The organism is Massilia sp. Leaf139 (genome assembly GCF_001424165.1).
In the GTDB taxonomy this organism is placed as follows: Bacteria; Pseudomonadota; Gammaproteobacteria; order Burkholderiales; family Burkholderiaceae_D; genus Telluria.
The window spans coordinates 892,407-911,250 of record NZ_LMOJ01000001.1; the positions used below are offsets into that span (position 1 = coordinate 892,407).

At 68.3% G+C, this 18,844-nt stretch carries 13 protein-coding genes; 5 read left to right on the forward strand and 8 right to left on the reverse strand.

The window, feature by feature from the left end:
• The first annotated feature begins 139 nt into the window (after positions 1-139).
• From guaB to ASF77_RS04015, 5 genes are all read left to right on the forward strand, one after another.
• Positions 140-1,600 (forward strand): IMP dehydrogenase, encoded by a 1,461-nt coding sequence (gene guaB, locus ASF77_RS03995; protein WP_056334701.1) that lies wholly within the window; start codon positions 140-142, stop codon positions 1,598-1,600.
• A 213-nt stretch (positions 1,601-1,813) separates the two neighbouring features.
• Positions 1,814-3,424, forward strand: coding sequence for a glutamine-hydrolyzing GMP synthase (guaA, locus tag ASF77_RS04000; RefSeq protein WP_056334710.1), 1,611 nt, complete (start codon positions 1,814-1,816; stop codon positions 3,422-3,424).
• A gap of 263 nt (positions 3,425-3,687) precedes the next feature.
• Complete coding sequence (locus tag ASF77_RS04005) at positions 3,688-6,153, forward strand: DNA polymerase II (protein ID WP_082493536.1); 2,466 nt, start codon at positions 3,688-3,690, stop codon at positions 6,151-6,153.
• Positions 6,154-6,515: 362 nt separating this feature from the next.
• Positions 6,516-9,212 (forward strand): bifunctional acetate--CoA ligase family protein/GNAT family N-acetyltransferase, encoded by a 2,697-nt coding sequence (locus tag ASF77_RS04010; RefSeq protein WP_056334713.1) that lies wholly within the window; start codon positions 6,516-6,518, stop codon positions 9,210-9,212.
• Entirely contained in the window at positions 9,209-9,796 is a 588-nt protein-coding gene (locus tag ASF77_RS04015; RefSeq protein WP_056334716.1) for an NAD(P)H-dependent oxidoreductase, read from the forward strand. Before ASF77_RS04010 ends, ASF77_RS04015 begins: the two co-directional genes overlap by 4 nt.
• 4 nt (positions 9,797-9,800) lie before the next feature.
• Here ASF77_RS04015 and ASF77_RS04020 read toward each other — a convergent pair whose 3' ends face one another.
• The 8 genes from ASF77_RS04020 to ASF77_RS04055 form a co-directional block, all read right to left on the reverse strand.
• A complete protein-coding gene (locus ASF77_RS04020; RefSeq protein ID WP_056334720.1) occupies positions 9,801-11,588 on the reverse strand; it encodes an alpha/beta hydrolase in 1,788 nt (595 codons plus the stop codon).
• Between the two features lie 10 nt (positions 11,589-11,598).
• Positions 11,599-12,423, reverse strand: a complete 825-nt coding sequence (locus tag ASF77_RS04025) for a universal stress protein (protein ID WP_056334723.1) — start codon at positions 12,421-12,423, stop codon at positions 11,599-11,601.
• A 29-nt stretch (positions 12,424-12,452) separates the two neighbouring features.
• The gene (locus ASF77_RS04030; RefSeq protein WP_056334726.1) at positions 12,453-13,508 is read right to left on the reverse strand and encodes an NAD(P)-dependent alcohol dehydrogenase; all 1,056 of its coding nucleotides are present in this window, start codon (positions 13,506-13,508) and stop codon (positions 12,453-12,455) included.
• Positions 13,509-13,541: 33 nt separating this feature from the next.
• Entirely contained in the window at positions 13,542-14,384 is an 843-nt protein-coding gene (locus ASF77_RS04035; RefSeq protein WP_056334729.1) for a universal stress protein, read from the reverse strand.
• 15 nt (positions 14,385-14,399) lie between these two features.
• Positions 14,400-14,696: a hypothetical protein gene (locus ASF77_RS04040; RefSeq protein ID WP_156648715.1), complete on the reverse strand. Its 297-nt coding sequence runs from the start codon at positions 14,694-14,696 to the stop codon at positions 14,400-14,402.
• Between the two features lie 171 nt (positions 14,697-14,867).
• Positions 14,868-15,692 (reverse strand): universal stress protein, encoded by an 825-nt coding sequence (locus ASF77_RS04045; RefSeq protein WP_056334734.1) that lies wholly within the window; start codon positions 15,690-15,692, stop codon positions 14,868-14,870.
• 41 nt (positions 15,693-15,733) lie between these two features.
• Positions 15,734-18,283, reverse strand: coding sequence for a cation-translocating P-type ATPase (locus ASF77_RS04050; protein WP_056334737.1), 2,550 nt, complete (start codon positions 18,281-18,283; stop codon positions 15,734-15,736).
• A complete protein-coding gene (locus ASF77_RS04055) occupies positions 18,284-18,745 on the reverse strand; it encodes a universal stress protein (protein WP_056334742.1) in 462 nt (153 codons plus the stop codon).
• Positions 18,746-18,844: the final 99 nt, after the last annotated feature.

Here is an 18,844-nt window from a genome sequence, read left to right on the forward strand (position 1 = left end):
TCCTCACGATTCACCGTGGCTGTCAATGAACGGCTGTGGAACGGCGATAGAACGGCTGAAACAGGGTCATTTTTAGGCAACGTGCGACGACTTTCGCTGCATTCTGTATAATTCGCTTTTGCGCCTATAGGAAAATGCTATGCGTCTACTTCAAAAAGCACTCACGTTCGATGATGTGCTGCTCGTCCCGGCCTACTCCAATGTTCTTCCGGCCGACACCTCCCTTCGCACCAAGCTGACTCGCAACATCACGCTCAACATCCCGCTGCTCTCGGCCGCGATGGACACCGTGACCGAGGCCCGCCTGGCGATCGCGATGGCGCAGGAAGGCGGCATCGGCATCGTCCACAAGAACCTGCGCCCGGCCGACCAGGCCCGGGAAGTAGCGCGCGTCAAGCGTTTCGAAGCGGGCGTCCTGCGCGATCCTATCACCGTCCCGCCGACGATGAAGATCCGCGACGTCATCGCCCTCCAGCACCAGCACGGCTTCTCCGGCTTCCCGGTCGTCGAAGGCAAGCAGGTGGTCGGCATCATCACCAACCGCGACTTGCGCTTCGAAGAAGACCTCGACGCCGAAACCCGCACCAAGATGACGCCGCGCGAGAAACTCGTGTACGTCAATGAGGAAGCGAATACCGAAGAGGCCAAGCGCCTGATGAACAAGCACCGCCTCGAGCGCGTGCTGGTCGTCAACGACGCCTTCGAGCTACGCGGCCTGATCACCGTGAAAGACATTATGAAGTCGCACGAGCACCCGTTTGCATCGAAAGATGCGCAGGGCAAGCTGTTAGTGGGTGCGGCGGTCGGCGTGGGCGAGAAGGACAAGGAACGCGTCGAGCTTCTGGTCGCCGCCGGCGTCGACGTGCTGGTGGTCGACACCGCCCACGGCCACTCGCAGGGCATCCTGAACGCGGTGAAATGGATCAAGCAGACCTATCCGCACGTGGACGTCATCGGCGGCAACATTGCCACCGCGGCCGCTGCGAAAGCGCTGGTCGAGCATGGCGCGGATGCGGTCAAGGTTGGCATCGGCCCCGGCTCGATCTGCACCACCCGTATCGTCGCCGGCGTCGGTGTGCCGCAGATTACCGCGATCTCGAACGTGGCCGAAGCCCTCGAAGGCACGGGCGTGCCCTGTATCGCCGACGGCGGCATCCGCTTCTCGGGCGACATCTCCAAGGCACTGGCCGCGGGCGCATCGACCGTCATGATGGGTTCGATGTTCGCTGGCACCGAAGAAGCGCCGGGCGAAGTCATCCTCTACCAGGGCCGCAGCTACAAGTCCTACCGCGGCATGGGCTCCCTGGGCGCGATGGCCGAAGGCTCGGCCGACCGCTACTTCCAGGAAGCGTCGGCCAAGGTCGAAAAATTCGTCCCGGAAGGCATCGAAGGCCGCGTCGCCTACAAGGGCAGCGTGCTCGCGATCATCTATCAGCTGGTCGGCGGCGTGCGCCAGTCGATGGGCTACTGCGGCTGCGCGACGATCGACGAACTGCGCGAAAAGGCGGAATTCGTCGAGATCACCTCGGCGGGCATGCGCGAGTCGCACGTCCACGACGTCCAGATCACCAAGGAAGCGCCGAACTACCGTTCGGAATAATGCGTGGAAAGCGGCCCTTCGTGGCCGCTTTCTTTATATGCTTCCGCCGCCGTCCGGGCTCGCCTGGATCGGCTGCGCACCGTACGGGGTCGGTGAGGCCAATGGCTTCACCGACGGCTTCACCGGGCACCCGTGCCCACGCGTTCGCACCGTCCGATCTTACGCGACGCCACGCGCTGCCCTGAATCTGAATTACTTCTTTATATCGGCCACATGCACTCCAAAATCCTGATCCTCGACTTCGGCTCCCAAGTCACCCAACTCATCGCCCGCCGCGTCCGCGACGCCGGCGTCTTCTCCGAGGTCTTCCCCTACGACATCGGCGACGACTTCGTGCGCAACTACGGCGCCTCCGGCGTCATCCTCTCCGGCAGCCACAACTCGACCCTGGAAGGCGACTCCCCACGCGCCCCGCAAGCCGCCTTCGAACTCGGCGTGCCCGTGCTTGGCATCTGCTACGGCATGCAAACCATGGCCGCCCAGCTCGGCGGCAAGGTCGAAAACGGCAAGGTACGCGAATTCGGCTACGCCGAAGTCCGCGCGCGCGGCCACACCAAGCTGCTGAATGGCATCAACGACTTCGTGACAAGCGAGGGCCACGGCATGCTGAAGGTCTGGATGAGCCACGGCGACAAGGTGCTGGAAATGCCGGAAGGCTTCAAGCTGATGGGCTCCACCGACAGCTGCCCGGTCGCCGCCATGGCCGACGAGGAACGCCGCTTCTACGCCCTGCAGTTCCACCCGGAAGTCACGCACACCACCCAGGGCGAAGCCATCATCGGCCGCTTCGTGCACGAGATCTGCGGCTGCAAATCCGATTGGAACATGCCGGACTATATCGGCGAAGCCGTCGAAAAGATCCGCGCGCAGGTCGGCACCGATGAAGTCATCCTCGGCCTGTCCGGCGGCGTCGATTCGAGCGTCGCCGCCGCCCTGATCCACCGCGCCATCGGCGACCAGCTGACCTGCGTCTTCGTCGACCACGGCCTGCTGCGCAAGGATGAGGGCAAGATGGTGATGGACATGTTCTCGAAGAACCTCGGCGTGAAAGTGCTGCGCATCGACGCCGAAGACCAGTTCCTCGGCCACCTCGCTGGCGTGAACGACCCGGAACAGAAGCGCAAGATCATCGGCCGCGAATTCGTCGAAGTCTTCCAGGTCGAAGCCGGCAAGCTGACCAACGCCAAATGGTTGGCCCAGGGCACGATCTACCCGGACGTGATCGAGTCGGCAGGCAAGGGCAAGAAAGGCCAGACCATCAAGAGCCACCACAACGTGGGCGGCTTGCCGGAAACCCTGAACCTGAAGCTGCTGGAACCACTGCGCGAACTGTTCAAGGACGAAGTGCGCAAACTCGGCGTGGCGCTGGGCCTGCCGCACAACATGGTCTACCGCCACCCGTTCCCAGGCCCGGGCCTGGGCGTGCGCATCCTCGGCGAAGTCAAAAAGGAATTCGCCGACCTGCTGCGCGAAGCCGACGCCATCTTCATCGAAGAACTGCGCAACACCCCGTTCGAACTGCCGCCGGTGGCCGGCATCGACGCCGGCAAGGCGCCGGTGAACTGGTACGAAGCGACCAGCCAGGCCTTCGCCGTCTTCCTGCCGGTGAAATCGGTCGGCGTGATGGGCGACGGCCGCACCTACGAATACGTGGTCGCGCTGCGCGCGGTGCAGACGCTGGACTTCATGACGGCGCAGTGGGCGCATTTGCCGCATTCGCTGCTGGGGAAGGTGTCGAACCGGATCATCAACGAGGTGCGTGGGATTAATCGCGTTGTGTATGATATTTCGGGGAAGCCGCCGGCGACGATCGAGTGGGAATAATGAATGGCTCGGCAATGACTGGCAAGTTCAGGCAATAGTGCAGACCGAAGCCCCTGATATCAGGGGCTTTTTTATTGTTCAGTTCGGCAGCAGGCCATGAGCGGGCAGCTTTGTTGGGTTTCGCGATCGGCGAACCTCTGCAGGAAAAAGCTTCTGGGACGCAGGGTTGCAGAAAGCGGTTTCGCAGTTTTGTCAGACGTTCCGAGGGATTTGATAAACTGCCGCCTTTGCCCGATGGGTCGCATCGCACCACATAAGCATTCATGAGTGACACAGCGAGGACGGGCTTCCTGCTGACGCGCCACTGGCGCGATATCGGCGGCCACGGCGGCGACCACGGCGGCAACCAAGGCGACGATGGTAACGGCGGCGTCGAGGTCGAGCTCTGGCTCGCCACCGACGACGGCCCATGCCGCCTGCGCCTGCCGGCGGCGGAGGCGGTCGCCTTCGTCCCGGCCGAGCAGGAAGCGGCGGCAAGAAGTTTGTTGCAGCGGGAACGTGGTGTCGAACTGCGCCCGCTGGCCTTGTGCGACTTCCGCGGGCGTCCTGTACTTGGACTGTACTGCCGCCACTACCGCCATCTGTTGCGGCTGGAGAAGCGCCTGCGTGAGCATGGGGTCGACGTCTACGAGGCGGACATTCGTCCGCCCGAGCGCTACCTGATGGAGCGCTTCATCACGGCGCCGGTGGCGTTCACGGGGACGCCGGCCCCTGGCGACCCGGCACTGCTGCTGGCCGCGCACATGAAACCGGCGCCTGGTTACCGCCCACGGCTGCGCACCGTCTCGCTCGACATCGAGACCACCATGCATGGCGAGCTGCGCTCGATCGGCCTGGAAGGCTGCGGCCAGCGCCAGGTGTACATGCTGGGGCCGCCGAACGGCGATCCGACGGGCCTCGACTTCGAGCTGGAGTATTGCGACAGCCGCCTGGCCTTGCTGGAGAAGCTCGAAGCGTGGATGACACGCCACGATCCGGACGCCATCATCGGCTGGAGCGTGATCGGGTTCGACCTGCGCGTGTTACAAGAGCACGCCGAGCGCCTAGGGCATCCCCTGCGCATCGGCCGCGGCGGTGCGTCGATGGAGTGGCGGATCAACGCGAATGCCAATGCCAAGGCCGGCGGGGAGCGTGGCACGGACCGTGATTCGCGCTATTTTGCGTGCCTCCCGGGACGGCTCGTCATCGACGGCATCGAGGCGCTGCGTTCGGCCACCTGGAGCTTTCCTTCGTTCAGCCTGGAGAATGTGGCGCAAAGCCTGCTGGGCGAGGGCAAAGCGATCGACAATCCCTACGACCGCATGGCCTCCATCGACCGCATGTTCGCGCAGGACAAACCGGCCCTGGCGCGCTACAACCTGAAGGACTGCGAACTGGTCACCCGTATTTTCGAGAAGACCGACCTGATGGCCTTCCTGCTGGAGCGCGCCAGCGTCACGGGCCTGGCGGCCGACCGCAGCGGCGGATCGGTCGCCGCGTTCGAGCACGCGTACATTCCGCTCATGCACCGCCTGGGCAGGGTGGCGCCCAACATCGGCGACGTGCCCGGTGCCGACAGCCCGGGCGGCTTCGTCATGGATTCGCGCTCGGGCCTCTACGATTCGGTGCTGGTACTCGACTACAAAAGCCTGTACCCGTCGATCATCCGCACCTTCCTGATCGATCCGGTGGGACTGGTCGCGGGCCTGGAGGAGCTTGAGCCCGACACCGTGCCGGGCTTTCGCGGCGCGCGCTTCTCGCGCACCCGGCACTGCCTGCCCGGCATCGTCACGCGCGTGTGGGAGGGGCGGGAGGCGGCCAAGCGCGCCGGCAACCAGCCGCTGTCGCAGGCGCTGAAGATCATCATGAACGCCATGTACGGCGTGCTCGGGACGACCGGCTGCCGATTTTTTGACGCGCGGCTGGCGTCCTCGATCACCATGCGCGGCCACGAGATCATGCACCGCACCCGCGAGCTGATCGAGGCGCGCGGCTACCAGGTCATCTACGGCGACACGGACTCCACGTTCGTATGGCTCGGCGGCGCCCACGCCGACATTGACGCGCTGCGCATCGGGAACGAACTGGTCGAGCACGTCAATGGCTGGTGGCGCAAGCACCTGCGCGAAGAGCTCGGACTCGAGAGTGCGCTCGAGCTTGAGTACGATACTCATTTCCGGCGCTTCCTGATGCCGACCGTGCGCGGCTCCGACGAAGGCAGCAAGAAGCGCTATGCCGGCCTGGCCGGCACACCCGGCGGTGGCGAGGAAATCGTGTACAAGGGCCTGGAGACGGTGCGCACCGACTGGACGCCGCTGGCGCAGCAGTTCCAGCAGGGCCTGTACGGCCGCATTTTCCGGCGCGAACCCTACGAGGATTACGTGCGCGACTACGTGGCGTGCACCCTGCGCGGGGACTTCGACGACCTGCTCGTCTACCGCAAGCGCCTGCGCCGGCCGCTCCAGGACTATGAGCGCAACGTGCCGCCCCACGTGCGCGCCGCCCGCATCGCCGACGATTTCCATATCGCCCGCGGCCGGGGCGCGCAATACCGCAACGGCGGCTGGATTCGCTACCTGATGACGACGGCCGGGCCCCAACCGATGGAAGCCTGGACGGAAGGGAAGCGCTCGCCGATCGACTATGAACACTACCTGACGAAGCAACTGGAACCCGTCGCCGACGGCATCCTGCCTTTTGTCGGCGACAGTTTTGCGCGCCTTACCAGCCCGCAGGGGGCGTTGTTCTGACGATATTTCCGGATTTGCCACACCGCGCGCGTTGAATTAGTGCGGTCAATGGATCGAACCATGTTTCACCTGGCCGAACCCCACGCGGAGGCCACACAGGCCTGCTGCCAGGCAGCGCACTGGCGCAACGCCCCATTGCCATGCTCACATGCCGATGGCATTTGCTAATGTGCGGAGTATGGTGCTACGTAAACGCCGGAAGGGAGCGATTCATGTACGCGGGGCGAGAGATGCTCTTCTGCGCCGCACCTGGCCCGCCCATTGTGTGTGCGTTTGATGCAAGTCAAATAGCGGCCCGTTCTTTGTCGTGCTGCGGAGTTAAGCTCGCACTTGGTCACCTTGTTCACGCGCAGGAGAACCCGATGAGCGTCCGCAACCTGAGCCGCTTCTTTAAACCCGATTCCGTAGCGCTGGTCGGTGCCTCTGCGCGACCTGGCAGCGTTGGATCCACGGTGCTCGCCAATCTGGTCAGCGGCGGCTTCGAGGGCCCGGTGTGGCCGGTCAATCCGAAGTACCGCAAGCTGCTCGGGATGGAGGTGTTTTCCGATGTATCGCGCCTGCCGCGCGCGCCGGCGCTGGCGGTCGTGTGCACGCCGGCGATCACGGTGCCCCGCATCATCGGGCAGCTGGGAGCCCGCGGCTGCCGCGCCGTGGTCGTGCTCAGCGCCGGGCTCGAGGCCCCGGGGCCGGACGGCACGAGCCTGCGCCAGGCCATGCTCGATGCGGCGCGGCCCTGGCTGCTGCGCGTCCTCGGCCCGAATTGCGTAGGCTTGCTGGTTCCTGGGATCGGGCTGAACGCCAGTTTCGCGCCGGCCGCGGCGCTGCCTGGACGCCTCGCCTTTGTCGCCCAATCCGGCGCGCTGGTGACGGCCGTACTGGACTGGGCGCGCGAACGCCGCATCGGTTTTTCTTCCTTCATTTCGCTGGGCGACGGCACCGACGTCGACCTCGGCGACCTGCTCGACTACCTCGCTGGCGACCCGGGCACCGACGCGATCCTGGTGTACGCGGAGACGATCCGCCAGGCGCGCAAGTTCATGTCGGCCGCGCGCGGCGCGGCGCGCGCCAAGCCGACGGTGATCGTGAAAGCGGGCAGGGCGCCGGAAGCGGCGCGCGCGGCCTTCAGCCATACCGGCGCGCTGGCCGGGGCCGACCTGGTGGTCGACGCCGCCCTGCGCCGCGCCGGCATGCTGCGCGTGCATACCACGGCCGAACTGTTCGACGCCACCGCGATGCTGGCGCACCGGTTGCGTCCGGGCACCGGCCGGCTGGCCATCCTGACCAACGGCGGCGGCCCCGGCGTGATGGCGACCGACGCCCTGGCCGACGCCCACGGTACCCTGGCGCGCCTGGGAGAGGCCACCCTGGCACGGCTGGACGAAGGCTTGCCGGCGAACTGGCCGCGCGCCAATCCGGTCGACATCGTCGGCGACGCGCCGGCGGCACGCTACCGCCATGCGCTGGAGGTGCTGCTGGCCGCACCCGATGCCGACGCCGTGCTGCTGATCCATGCGCCGACCGCGATCGTGCCGGCGGCCGAGGTCGCGCGGGTGCTGCTGCCGCTGCTGCGTACGGCGGCGAAACCGGTGCTGTGCTGCTGGCTGGGCGGCGCCAGCGTGGCCGAGGCGCGCCGGCTGTGCCTGGACGCCGGCCTGCCGGTGTTCGACACGCCCGAGGAAGCGGTGCGCGCCCTGATGCAACTGGTCGATTACGGCCGCAACCAGGCGTTGCTGATGCAGGCCCCTGCCGCCGGGCGCCTCGCTCCGCCCGACCGGGCCGGCGCACGCGCCCAGGTGGCGCGCCTGCTCGCGGCCGGCTGCGCAGCCGTGGGCGAGGCCGGCGCCAAGCAAATCCTGACCTGCTACGGCATCCCTTCGGTCGTCACCGAAGTGGTTCCGGACGAAGTCGAGGCGCTGGCGGCGGCAACGCGGATCGGCTACCCGGTCGCGCTGAAGATCGTCTCGCCCGACCTTCCCCACAAGTCGGACGTCGGCGGGGTGGTGCTCGATATCGGCGACGCCGCGGCCCTGTCGGCGGCACTGGCGCAGATACGCGAACGTGTGCAGGCCCTGCGCCCGGAAGCGCGCCTGTTCGGCTTTACGGTTCAGGCGATGGCGCGGCGCCCGCATGCGCTGGAACTGATCGTCGGCCTCTCGGTCGATCCGGTGTTCGGTCCGGTCGTCCTGTTCGGCCAGGGCGGGGTGGCGGTGGAAGCGAATGCCGACCAGGCGGTCGGGCTGCCGCCGCTGAACCGGGTGCTGGCGCGCGACATGGTCTCGCGCACCCGCGTGGCGCGCCTGCTGGCGGGCTTTCGCGACACGCCGCCGGCCGACCTCGACGCCGTCTGCGACGTGCTGGTGCGGGTCGGCCAGATGGCGGCCGACCTGCCCGAGCTGTGCGAACTCGACATCAATCCGCTGCTGGCAGACAGCGCCGGCGTGCTCGCTCTTGACGCCCGCATGCGGCTGGCGCTGTCCACTGACACCGGCGCAGGGGCCGATCCGCTGGCGCGGCTGGCGATCCTGCCTTACCCGGATGCGCTCGAGCGCCAGGTCGATACCGGCCTCGGCGTGCTGACCCTGCGCCCGATCCGCCCGGAAGACGCGCCGGCGCACCAGGCCTTCTTCCGCGCCCTGACACCGCAGGACGTGCATTTCCGGATGTTCGGCAGTGCGCGCGAGCTGTCTGACGCCCAGCTGGCGCGCTTCACCCAGATCGACTACGCGCGCGAGATGGCCTTCATCCTGACGCGCCCGACCGCGGATGGCCGCGAGACGCTCGGGGTGGTGCGGGTCGTGACGGATCCCGACAACGTCGCGGGCGAATTCGCGATCGTGGTTCGTTCTGACCTGCAGGGCAAGGGCCTGGGCACGCTCCTGATGGCGGCGCTGGTCGATTACTGCCGCGCGCGTGGTCTGCGCGAGATCACCGGCGTCGCGCTGGCGGAGAACCTGGGCATGCAGGCGCTGGCGCGGCATCATGGCTTTACGATCCAGCCGGACGGCGACGGCGCGGTAGGTTTGCGCTGCGTCCTCGACCCGGAACGGGCGGCGCGATGAGCCGGCGCATCCTGATCGTGCAGGGCCATCCCGACTGCCACGCGCGGCACCTGTGCCACGTGCTGGCGCAGGCCTATGCTGACGGCGCGCGCGGCGCGGGCCACGCGGTCGAAACGATCGAGCCTGCGCGCATCGACTTCCCCCTGCTGCGCAGCGCGGAAGACTGGCAGCACGGCCCGGTGCCGCATGAACTGGAAGCGGCGCAGGGCGCAATCGCGCATGCGAACCACCTGGTGCTGGTCTACCCGCTGTGGCTGGGCGACATGCCGGCGATGCTGAAAGGCTTTCTCGAGCAGGTGGCGCGGCCGGGCTTCGCGATTGCGCCCGATGCGCGCAATCCCCTCCACGCGGGCCTGCTGGGCGGGCGCAGTGCGCGCGTGATCGTGACCATGGGCATGCCCGCCGCGGTGTACCGCGTGTTTTACCGTGCGCACAGCCTGAAGGCCCTGCAGCGCAATATCCTCGGCTTCGCCGGCATCGGGCCGGTGCGTACGAGCCTGGTCGGCGGGGCGGGCGCGCTGACGCCGCAGCGCGTCGAACGCTGGTGCGCGCACATGCGCCAGCTGGGGGCCGCGGCGCGCTGAAGGGTTAAGCCTCCATCACATAGCGGCCTGGCGCGCTCTCGCCGCCTTGCACCGGCGCAGGTGGCGCCACAAGCGGCCCCGCATGGTGCGCCAGCCAGGCTTCCCAGGCCGGCCACCAGCTGCCCTCGACCACCGGCGTTTCGTGCTGCCAGCGCTCGGGATCAATGTAGGGTGCATCTGGCGCCTGGGTTGCCATCTGGTAGCTACGGCCGGCCTCGCCCGGTGGCGCGACGACGCCGGCGTTATGACCGCCCGAGGTGAGCAGGAAGCTGACTTCGGCATCGGTGAGTAGCCCGACCTTGTACACCGAGCGCCAGGGCGCGACGTGGTCGGTACGGGTGCCGACCGCGAAGATCGGGGCCGCGATATCGGGCAGGGCCACGGGCCTGCCGTCGACCATCAGGCGCGCGCTGGCCAGGTCGTTGTCCAGGAACAGCCGGCGCAGGTATTCGGAATGCATGCGGTAGGGCATGCGGGTGGCGTCGGCGTTCCAGGACATCAGGTCGGTCTGGCGCTCCGGCACGTCGAGCAGGTAGTGGCGCACCTGGCGCGACCAGATCAGGTCGTTCGAGCGTAGCAGCTGGAAGGCACCGGCCATCTGGCGGGTGTCGAGGTAGCCCTGGCTCCACATGGTGGCTTCGAGAAAACTCACTTCGCTCTCATCAATGAACAGCGACAGTTCACCAGGCTCGGTGAAGTCGACCTGGGCTGCGAGCAGGGTCAGGCTCGCGAGGCGCCGGTCATGGTCGCGCGCCATCGCGGCGGCCGCAATCGCCAGCAGCGTACCGCCCAGGCAGTAGCCGCAGGCGTTCACCCGGGGCGCCCCGGTCTCGCGTACGATCGCGTCTAAGGCGGCCATGATGCCGAGCCGGCGGTAATCGTCCAGGCCCAGGTCGCGCTCGGCCGATCCCGGGTTCTTCCACGAGATGACGTACACGGTATGCCCCTGCCCGACCAGGTAGCGCACCAGCGAATTGTGCGGCGAGAGGTCGAGGATGTAGTACTTCATGATCCAGGCCGGCACGATCAGGAGCGGCGTCGTATGCACCTGCGGCGTGACCGGATCGTAGCGCAGCAGTTCGGCCAGGCGGTTGCGCAGCACGATCTTGCCAGGCGTTGTCGCCACCTCGCGCCCGGGAAGCAGGCCGGGAAGGGATGCCTGGCCGCTTGCGGCGCGCCAGGCGTCCTGGGCTGCGTGGGCCACGCCGGCTACCAGGTTCATGCCGTGTCGTTCGAGCGTGGCTTGCTGAATGACCGGATTGGTTGCCACGAAGTTCGATGGCGCCACGCCGTCGAGCAACTGGCGCGTGACAAACGTGACCACGTCGGCGTGGTGCTGCGAGACGCCGCGCACGCTGTTGGTGGCGCGGTGCCACCATTGCTGCTGCAGCAGGAAAGCTTGGCTCAGCGCATTCCAGGGCCAGTGTTCCCAGGCAGGATCGACGAAGCGCTTGTCCTGGGCCAGCGGCGCCACCGGACCGGCAAGATTAGTCGGGCTGGCTGCCAGGGCGCCGCCGCAATACTCCAGCCAGCGCCAGGCGGCGGAGACGGCATGCGTCGCCAGCTCGGCCTGCTTGTCAGGCGAGAGCAGCAGGTGGCTGCTCCAGTCGAGCCAGGCAAGCGCCAGTGCCGCCGGCGACACATGCCCCGTGAAGCGGCCGATCCAGGCATTGAGCGCCAGGTCGGCCGCCGCGTGCTCGACCGCGGCCTCAGGATAATGGTGATGCGTACCTTGCCAGGCGCTGGCGTCGCGTTCGCGCTGGGCGGCGGTCGGAAATCCTGGCTGGTTCATATTCGATCCTTCAGTGGGCGAACAGGACGGGAAGCGGGGCGCGTTCGAGCAGGACGCGCGTCACGCCGCCCAGCACGATCTCGCGGTAGCGGCTGTGGCCGAAGGCGCCGCTGACCAGCAGTCCGGCATCGTGATCGTAGGCGAGGCGCAGCAGGGCCTCGCCGGCCGGCCATTCGGTGCGCTCGACGAGCACCTCGACCGGGACGCCGTGGCGCGCCAGGTAGAGCGCCATGTCAGCCCCCGGTTCATCGCCATGCAAGCCCGTCTCGCGTTCCGGATTGATCAGCGCCAGCCGGACGCTGCGGGCGCGGGCCAGCAGCGGCAGTGCGCTGGCGATCGCGCGAAGCGCGGGCACGCTGCCGTCCCAGCCGACCACGATGCTGTCGGTCAGCGGCGCGCCGGCGTAAGCATCCGGCACGGCCAGCACCGGCCGCGGGCCGTGCAGCGCAAGGTACTGGGGCAAGCCGCTGACCGTGGAGGTGCCGGCGCCAAGCTGGCCGACGACGACCAGGTCGGCGTAGCGCGACTGCAGCAGCAGGGCCCTGCCGCTTTCGTCCTCGACCAAGCGCTCCTCGAACGAGGCCACCCCGAGCCGGCGCGCACCTTCGCTGAAGCGCTCCAGGCTTTTCCGGCCCTGCGCCCGCAGCACGTCGAAATCGTCGCCCGGCATGACCGGCATCGCGCTCGTCAGCATGGCCCAGTTGGCCCAGGACACGCCGGTCGTGGCGGCACCGACCAAGTGCGCACCGTGGGCGTCGGCGAGCGAAGCCGCGGCGCGCAGGCGCGCCTCCATGGCGGGACTGTCGTCGGCGTGGACAACGATGGTTTTGTACATGACAATCCTTTCTCGGCGACGGGCGCCTCTCAGGGAACGATGGCCACCTTCAGGACGCCGTCGCGCCCGTTGGCGAAAAGTTCGTAGGCTGCCTCGATCTGCTCCAGGGGGAACCGATGCGTCACCAGCGGCTGCAGGTCGAGCCGCCCGGAAGCGACGATGTTCATCAGGCGCCGCATGCGCTCCTTGCCGCCCGGGCACAGCGTCGTCACGATGCGGTGGTCGCCGAGGCCGGCGGAGAAGGCGTCCACCGGCATGGTCAGCTTGCCCGAATACACGCCGAGGCTGGACAGGGTGCCGCCGGGGCGCAGGCAGCGCAGGCAGCTCTCGAACGTCTGCTGGGTACCGAGCGCCTCGATGGCCACGTCGGCGCCCAGGCCGTCCGTGAGACGCATGATTTCCTCGACCGGATCGCGCTCGCTGTAGTCGACGACGTGGTCGGCGCCGAGGCGCCGCGCCATGGCCAGCCGTTCCGGCACCTTGTCGATGGCGATAATGCGCGAAGCGCCGCGCAGGCGTGCGCCGGCGGTCGCGCACAGGCCGATCGGCCCCTGGGCGAACACCGCCACCGTGTCGCCGATCCGAATGCCGCCGCTCTCGGCGCCGCCGAAGCCGGTACTCAGGATGTCCGGGCACATCAGTACCTGCTCGTCGGTGAGGCCGTCCGGAATCGGCGCCAGGTTGGCCATGGCGAAGGGCACCCGGACATACTCGGCCTGGCAGCCGTCGATGGTATTGCCGAAGCGCCAGCCGCCGATGGCATGACCGCCACACTGGGCCTGGTGGCCGTCGAGGCAGGAAAAGCACTGGCCGCAGGGGCTGATCGCGCCGGCGACCACACGCTGTCCGATGGTATAGCCGGTCACCCCGGCCCCCAGCTCCGCGATCGTGCCGACCGGCTCGTGCCCGACCGTCAGGCCGTCGGCAACGGGATACTCGCCCTTGAGGATATGTATGTCTGTGCCGCAGATCGTGGTCATGGTGATCTTGACGATCGCTTCGCCTGGGCCGGCGTGCGGCACCGGTTTGCGGCCGAGCACGATCCGCCCGGGCCCCGTGAATACCGCTGCGTTCATGTTCGTCATCGCGTTCTCCTGTGGTATGGGAAGACTGGCGGGTCAGCGCGCCATCAGCACGGGCAGCGCCGCCTCCTGCAGGACAGTCCTGCTGGCGCCGCCGAGCAGCAGCTCTTCGAATCGCGAATGGCCGAAGCACCCCATCACGACCAGGTCGCAGCCCAGCTCTGCGGCCAGCGCGAGAATGGCGCGGCCGGTGTCGCGGCCGGGGTCGCGCAGCACCCGTTCCGCGCGCACCGCGTGGCGCTTGAGGAAAGCGAGTGCATCGTCGAGTTCCGCACCGCCGGCGCTTTCGCCCGGGAAGACGTGCGTGAACACGGCCAGGCCTACGTAGGTGGCCCGCTGGAGCAGGGGTACGGCGGACGCCAGCGCCACCGCCGCTTCGCGGCTGCCGTTCCAGCACAATAGCACCCGGCGCGGGCCGGCGCCCTGAGTGGCGGCGCGCGGTACCACCAGCACAGGGCGCGCCGCGTTGAACACGACGAAATCGGGCATGCGTGAGGCGGAGGGCAGGTAGCCCAGGCTCTCGTCGGGATCATCCTGGCTGACCACCACCAAGTCGGCGAAGCGCGCCAGCAGGGCCAGCGCCTCGGGCGCCTGGTCGCTCACCAGGCGCGACTCGTGCGAGACGCCGCGGCGACCCGCAATGTCCTCGAAGTCGCCGAGCGCGCGCCGCGCGGTCTGAACCAGCGGATCGACGTAGCTGGCCAGCAGGGTGCCGGCGGGCGCGTCGTAGCCGCGCGGGAAGACGGTGCGCGAAATGCCGGTCATGGCAGCGCCGATCAGGTGGGCGCCATGCTCCGCGCAAAGGGCGGCGGCGAGCGCGATGCGGACGGGGGCATGACGCGACAGATCCACATGGACGAGAACGGTCTTGAAACGCATGGCCAACTCGTCGTGTCAGGCGCGGCAAGGCGGCAGCACCAGCGCGGGAACCGGGCTGTGCGACAGCGCCGCTGTCGTCTGGCTGCCCGGCATGGCATGTCCCGCCGTTTTACCGTGGGGGGCTTTGACGGCGAGGCCGCACCCGAGACCATGCACGACCTCGGCGATGCCTTCGCTCAGGCGTGGCGGCAGGGGCGCGACGTGCGGCCCGACGAGCCGCGTACCGCAGTCGTGCGCGAAACCGACGGCGTGATCGACAGTGGCCATCGACGCAGTGGAGCCGTCTACTGGATCGAAAGTTCGTCTTGCCATGCGCGCCTCCCAAGGCTCGCGATACCGGATGGGACATCGACGCAAGTGAAGCAGCGCCATACCTAACAAAGTCTGGCGCCCTGGCCGGCGATGGCTATGATCCAGATCAAGTTCATCCCGTCGCACGTTTGCGCAAAGGGCTGGACGGCAGCGCAGCATGATGGCCTCGGATCAGTGCGCCATGAGTACGGGAACCGTCATGGCCTGCAGGATCGACCTTGTCACGCCGCCGAGCAGCAGCTCGCTGAGCCGAGCGCGGCCGTAGCCGCCCATCACCAGCAGATCGGTTCCGCAGTCGGCCGCGAGCGACAGCAAGGGTTCGCCGCTGTCGAGGCGTGGCGACTCGGACAGCAACTGCGCCGCGATGCCGTGGCGCGCCAGATACGGCAATAAGTCCGGTTCGGCAGCAGGTGCGTCAGGCGGGCCGAATCCGACCACGGTGACGCTGTCGGCCAGGCGTAGAAGGGGCAGCGCCGCGACCAGGGCGCGCACCGCCTCCGCGCTGCCGTTCCAGGCAACCAGCACCCGGCTCCCGATCGCCGTCTCGCGCTGGATGTAGGGAACCACGAGCAGCGGACGTGGGCAGGCGAGCAGCACATGGGCCGCCAGGTCGCCGCCGGTGGGCGCCGGGCGCGCATCCGGGGCCGACTGCCCCAGCACCAGCAGGTCGGCGTAACACCCGGCCAATGCGAGGCCAGCGCCAACCTCGTCGTCCACTAGGCGCCGTTCGTGCGAACGGACACCGGCGCCGGTCGCGATGCGCGTGAAATCGTCGAGCGCGCGTTCGGTCTTGCGGTAGATCTCGTCCATGTGCGGCGCGAGCACGGTGCGCGCCAGGTCGGCACCCCCTTCTCGGTAGTAGTAGCGCGATACGCCAGTGAGCGCGGCACCGACGAGATGGGCGTCGTGGCGCAGCGCCAGCTGCGCAGCCAGGGCGATGCGGGTATCGGCGCGCCTTGAAGCGTCGACATGTACCAGGATGGTCTGGTAGTCCATGAAAGCCTCCGTTGGCTGATCGGGTGCAGGGTTTCTGCCGCTCAGGCGGGTACGGCATGCGACGCACGTCGCCGCGCCAGCTTAAGCAGGTCGAAGGGAAGCGCGGCCGCGAGCCCGAGTCCCACGGCGGCCAACGCATGGCGCAGCGGCGGCGTCTCGAACTGGAACAGCCGCCCCAGCGGTTCGGCATACAGTGCCGCGGCCAGGGCGCATAGCGCCGCGCCGGACACGATCCAGGCAACGCGGTTCGACCGGCGCAGGGCTTCGAGCAGGGTCAGCGTACGCGAACGGTTGCCAAAGATGAGGCCGACGTTGGCCGCCACGAGGGCGGCGAAGGCAAAGGCCCGCGCCTGTCCCACGGGCAACGCGGCCAGTGCCCAGGCATAGGCCGCGATGACCGTGCCGAGCACGACCAGTCCCTGCGCCAGGGCCAATACCAGGGTTTGCCTGTCGAGCAGGGGCGTATCGCGCCGGCGCGGTGGACGGCGCATGAGGTCGGGCTCCTCGGCCTCGTTCTCGAAAGCCAGTGCGCAGGCCGGGTCGATCACCAGCTCCAGGAACACGATATGGATCGGATGCAGGACGACCGGCCAGCCTAGCATGACCGGCAATAGCGCGAGGCCGGCGGTCGGCACATGGATTGCAACGATGTACACCATCGCCTTGCGCATGTTCGCGTAGATGTGGCGGCCGAGACGCACGGCGCGCACGATGGAGGCGAAATGGTCGTCGGTCAGCACCAGGTCGGCGGCCTCGCGGGCAACGTCGGTGCCGCGCATGCCCATTGCGATCCCGACGTGGGCCGCCTGCAGCGCCGGAGCGTCGTTCACGCCATCGCCGGTCATGGCGACGACCTCGCCGGTGCGCTGCAGGGCGCGCATGATGCGTAGCTTCTGGTCAGGGACGACGCGCGCGCAGACGTCGGTAGTGCGCAAGGCCTGCGCCAGCCCGTCGTCGTCCATCGACGCTATCTGCGTCCCGCTCAGCGGCGCCATTCCTGCCAGGCCGGCCTGGCGCCCGACGTTGAGGGCGGTCGCCGGGTAATCGCCGGTAATCATCATGACGCGCATGCCGGCGGCCCTGCATTCGGCCACCGCCTGCGGGACGCCTTCACGCAGCGGGTCGGCGAATCCGACCAGCCCGAGCGGGACGAAAGCGAAGTCGTGGATTGCATCCGGCCAGGGCGCCGCGTCGTGCCCCGCCTGCGCCACGGCCAGCACCCGCAGGCCGCGCGCGGCCATGGCGTCGGCGGCGGCGAGCAGGGGGGCCGCCGCCGCGGGCGCCAGGTGGCACAGGTCGGCAATGGCCTCCGGGGCACCCTTGGCTGCCACCACGCCGCTCGCGCCCGCTCCGGGATGCCAGCCGTGTGCGACCGCACGCATCTGCGCGCTCATCCCGTACTCGCGCGCCAGTGTCCAGCCGGCGCGGGCCGCTCCGCCGGTCTCGGCGAATTCGGCCCCGAGGCGGTGCAGGGCCTGATCCATCGGCTCGAAGCCGTCCGCGCGGCTGGCGAGCATGCCGGCGTCGAGCAGGGCGGACAGCGTGCCGGGCAAGATCCCGCCGGCCGGTATGCCGGCCTGCCACTCGACGCCATCGGCGTACATGGCCGCCACGCTCATCCGGTTTTCGGTCAGGGTGCCCGTCTTGTCGACGCACAGCACGGTGGTGGCGCCGAGCGTTTCGATCGCGCTCAACTGGCGCGTCAGGACATTTGCGCGGGCCAGGCGCGACGCGCCCAAGGCCGGAAACAGGGCCAGCACGACCGCGAATTCTTCCGGCAGCATGGCCAGCGCCAGCGCCAGCCCGGCCAGCAGCGCCTGCAGCAGGGCGGCGCCCTGCGCCATGTAGTACACGACCAGCAGCAGGCTGATCGCGGCACCGGCGAGGGCGAAGCGGGCGATCACGGCGGCCATCTGTTGCTGCAGGGGCGACTGCGCCGGCGCCAGGCCAGCCAGTGACCGGCCGATGCCGCCTATGGCGCTGTTGACGCCGGTTGCCGCGACCCGCAACAGGCCGTGCCCGCGCACCACCAGCGTACCCGAGAACAGGAAGGAAGGCGCCTCCATCCCTGGCCGGGCGGGCTCCGTGGCCTCGGGGCTGCCAGGACGCTTGGAAACCGGCTCGGATTCGCCGCTCAGGAGGGACTCGTCAGCCTGGATCTCCTGGCCCGCGACCAGGACGCCATCGGCCGGCACGCGGTCGCCCTCGCCGATGACGCAGAGGTCGCCGACGACCACTTCCCGGCTGTCGACCTGCAGCCTGCGTCCGTCGCGGATGACGAAGGCTCGCGGGGTGCTCAGATCACGCAGTGCATCGAGCGCGCGCTGCGCTTTTGCTTCTTCGTACAAGGTCATGCCGAGCGTCGCCAGCACGAGCGCGAACATCAGCACTCCTTCGTGCAGCTCGCCGAGCAACAGGTAGAGCAGCCCTGCCGCGAACAGGAGCAGGAACATTGGCTCGCGCGCGGCTTGCCAGACGAGGAGATGCCAGCCGCGCCGCGCGGCGTCCGGGAACCCGTTGGGGCCGTCGCGAGCGAGCCTGCGGGCCGCTTCGTCGGCGCTGAGTCCGGCCTGGGCGTCGGGCGTGTTCATTCAGGCCGGCGTGTGGGTGGCAGGCGGGTGGTAGACCATGACGGGCACCGGCGAACGCGCGAGCACCTGCTGCGTCACGCTGCCGGCAATCAGCCGGCCCAGTCCACGCCGTCCATGGGACGCGATGAAGATCAAGTCGCAGTGCCTGGCACCGGCAAGCGCGACGATCTCGTCCGCCGGCGTGGCGCTGTAGGCGGTCATGGCCGTGCATGGAACGCCGGCGGCGCGGGCCGCATCTGCCACCCACGCGACGTGGCGCTGCGCCTGTTCCAGCAGCACATCGACGCCGCCGTCGCCACCGGCCGCGAGCGCACCCTCGGCCGAGAGCAGCACAGGCTCCGGATAAGCGACGGCCAGCGCGACAATGTCGGCGCCGCACACCCGTGCGAAGTCGACCGCGGCGCTGACGGCCGCCATGGCCAGTTCGGAACCATCAGTCGGTACGAGAATCCGGTGATACATAGCGTTCTCCTTGTCGGCCCGCATTGTTTGTGTCAAGGCGCACCAAAGCCAGATTGGGGGCCGCGACTTGGTACGTCCTTGACGTAGATCAAAAACACC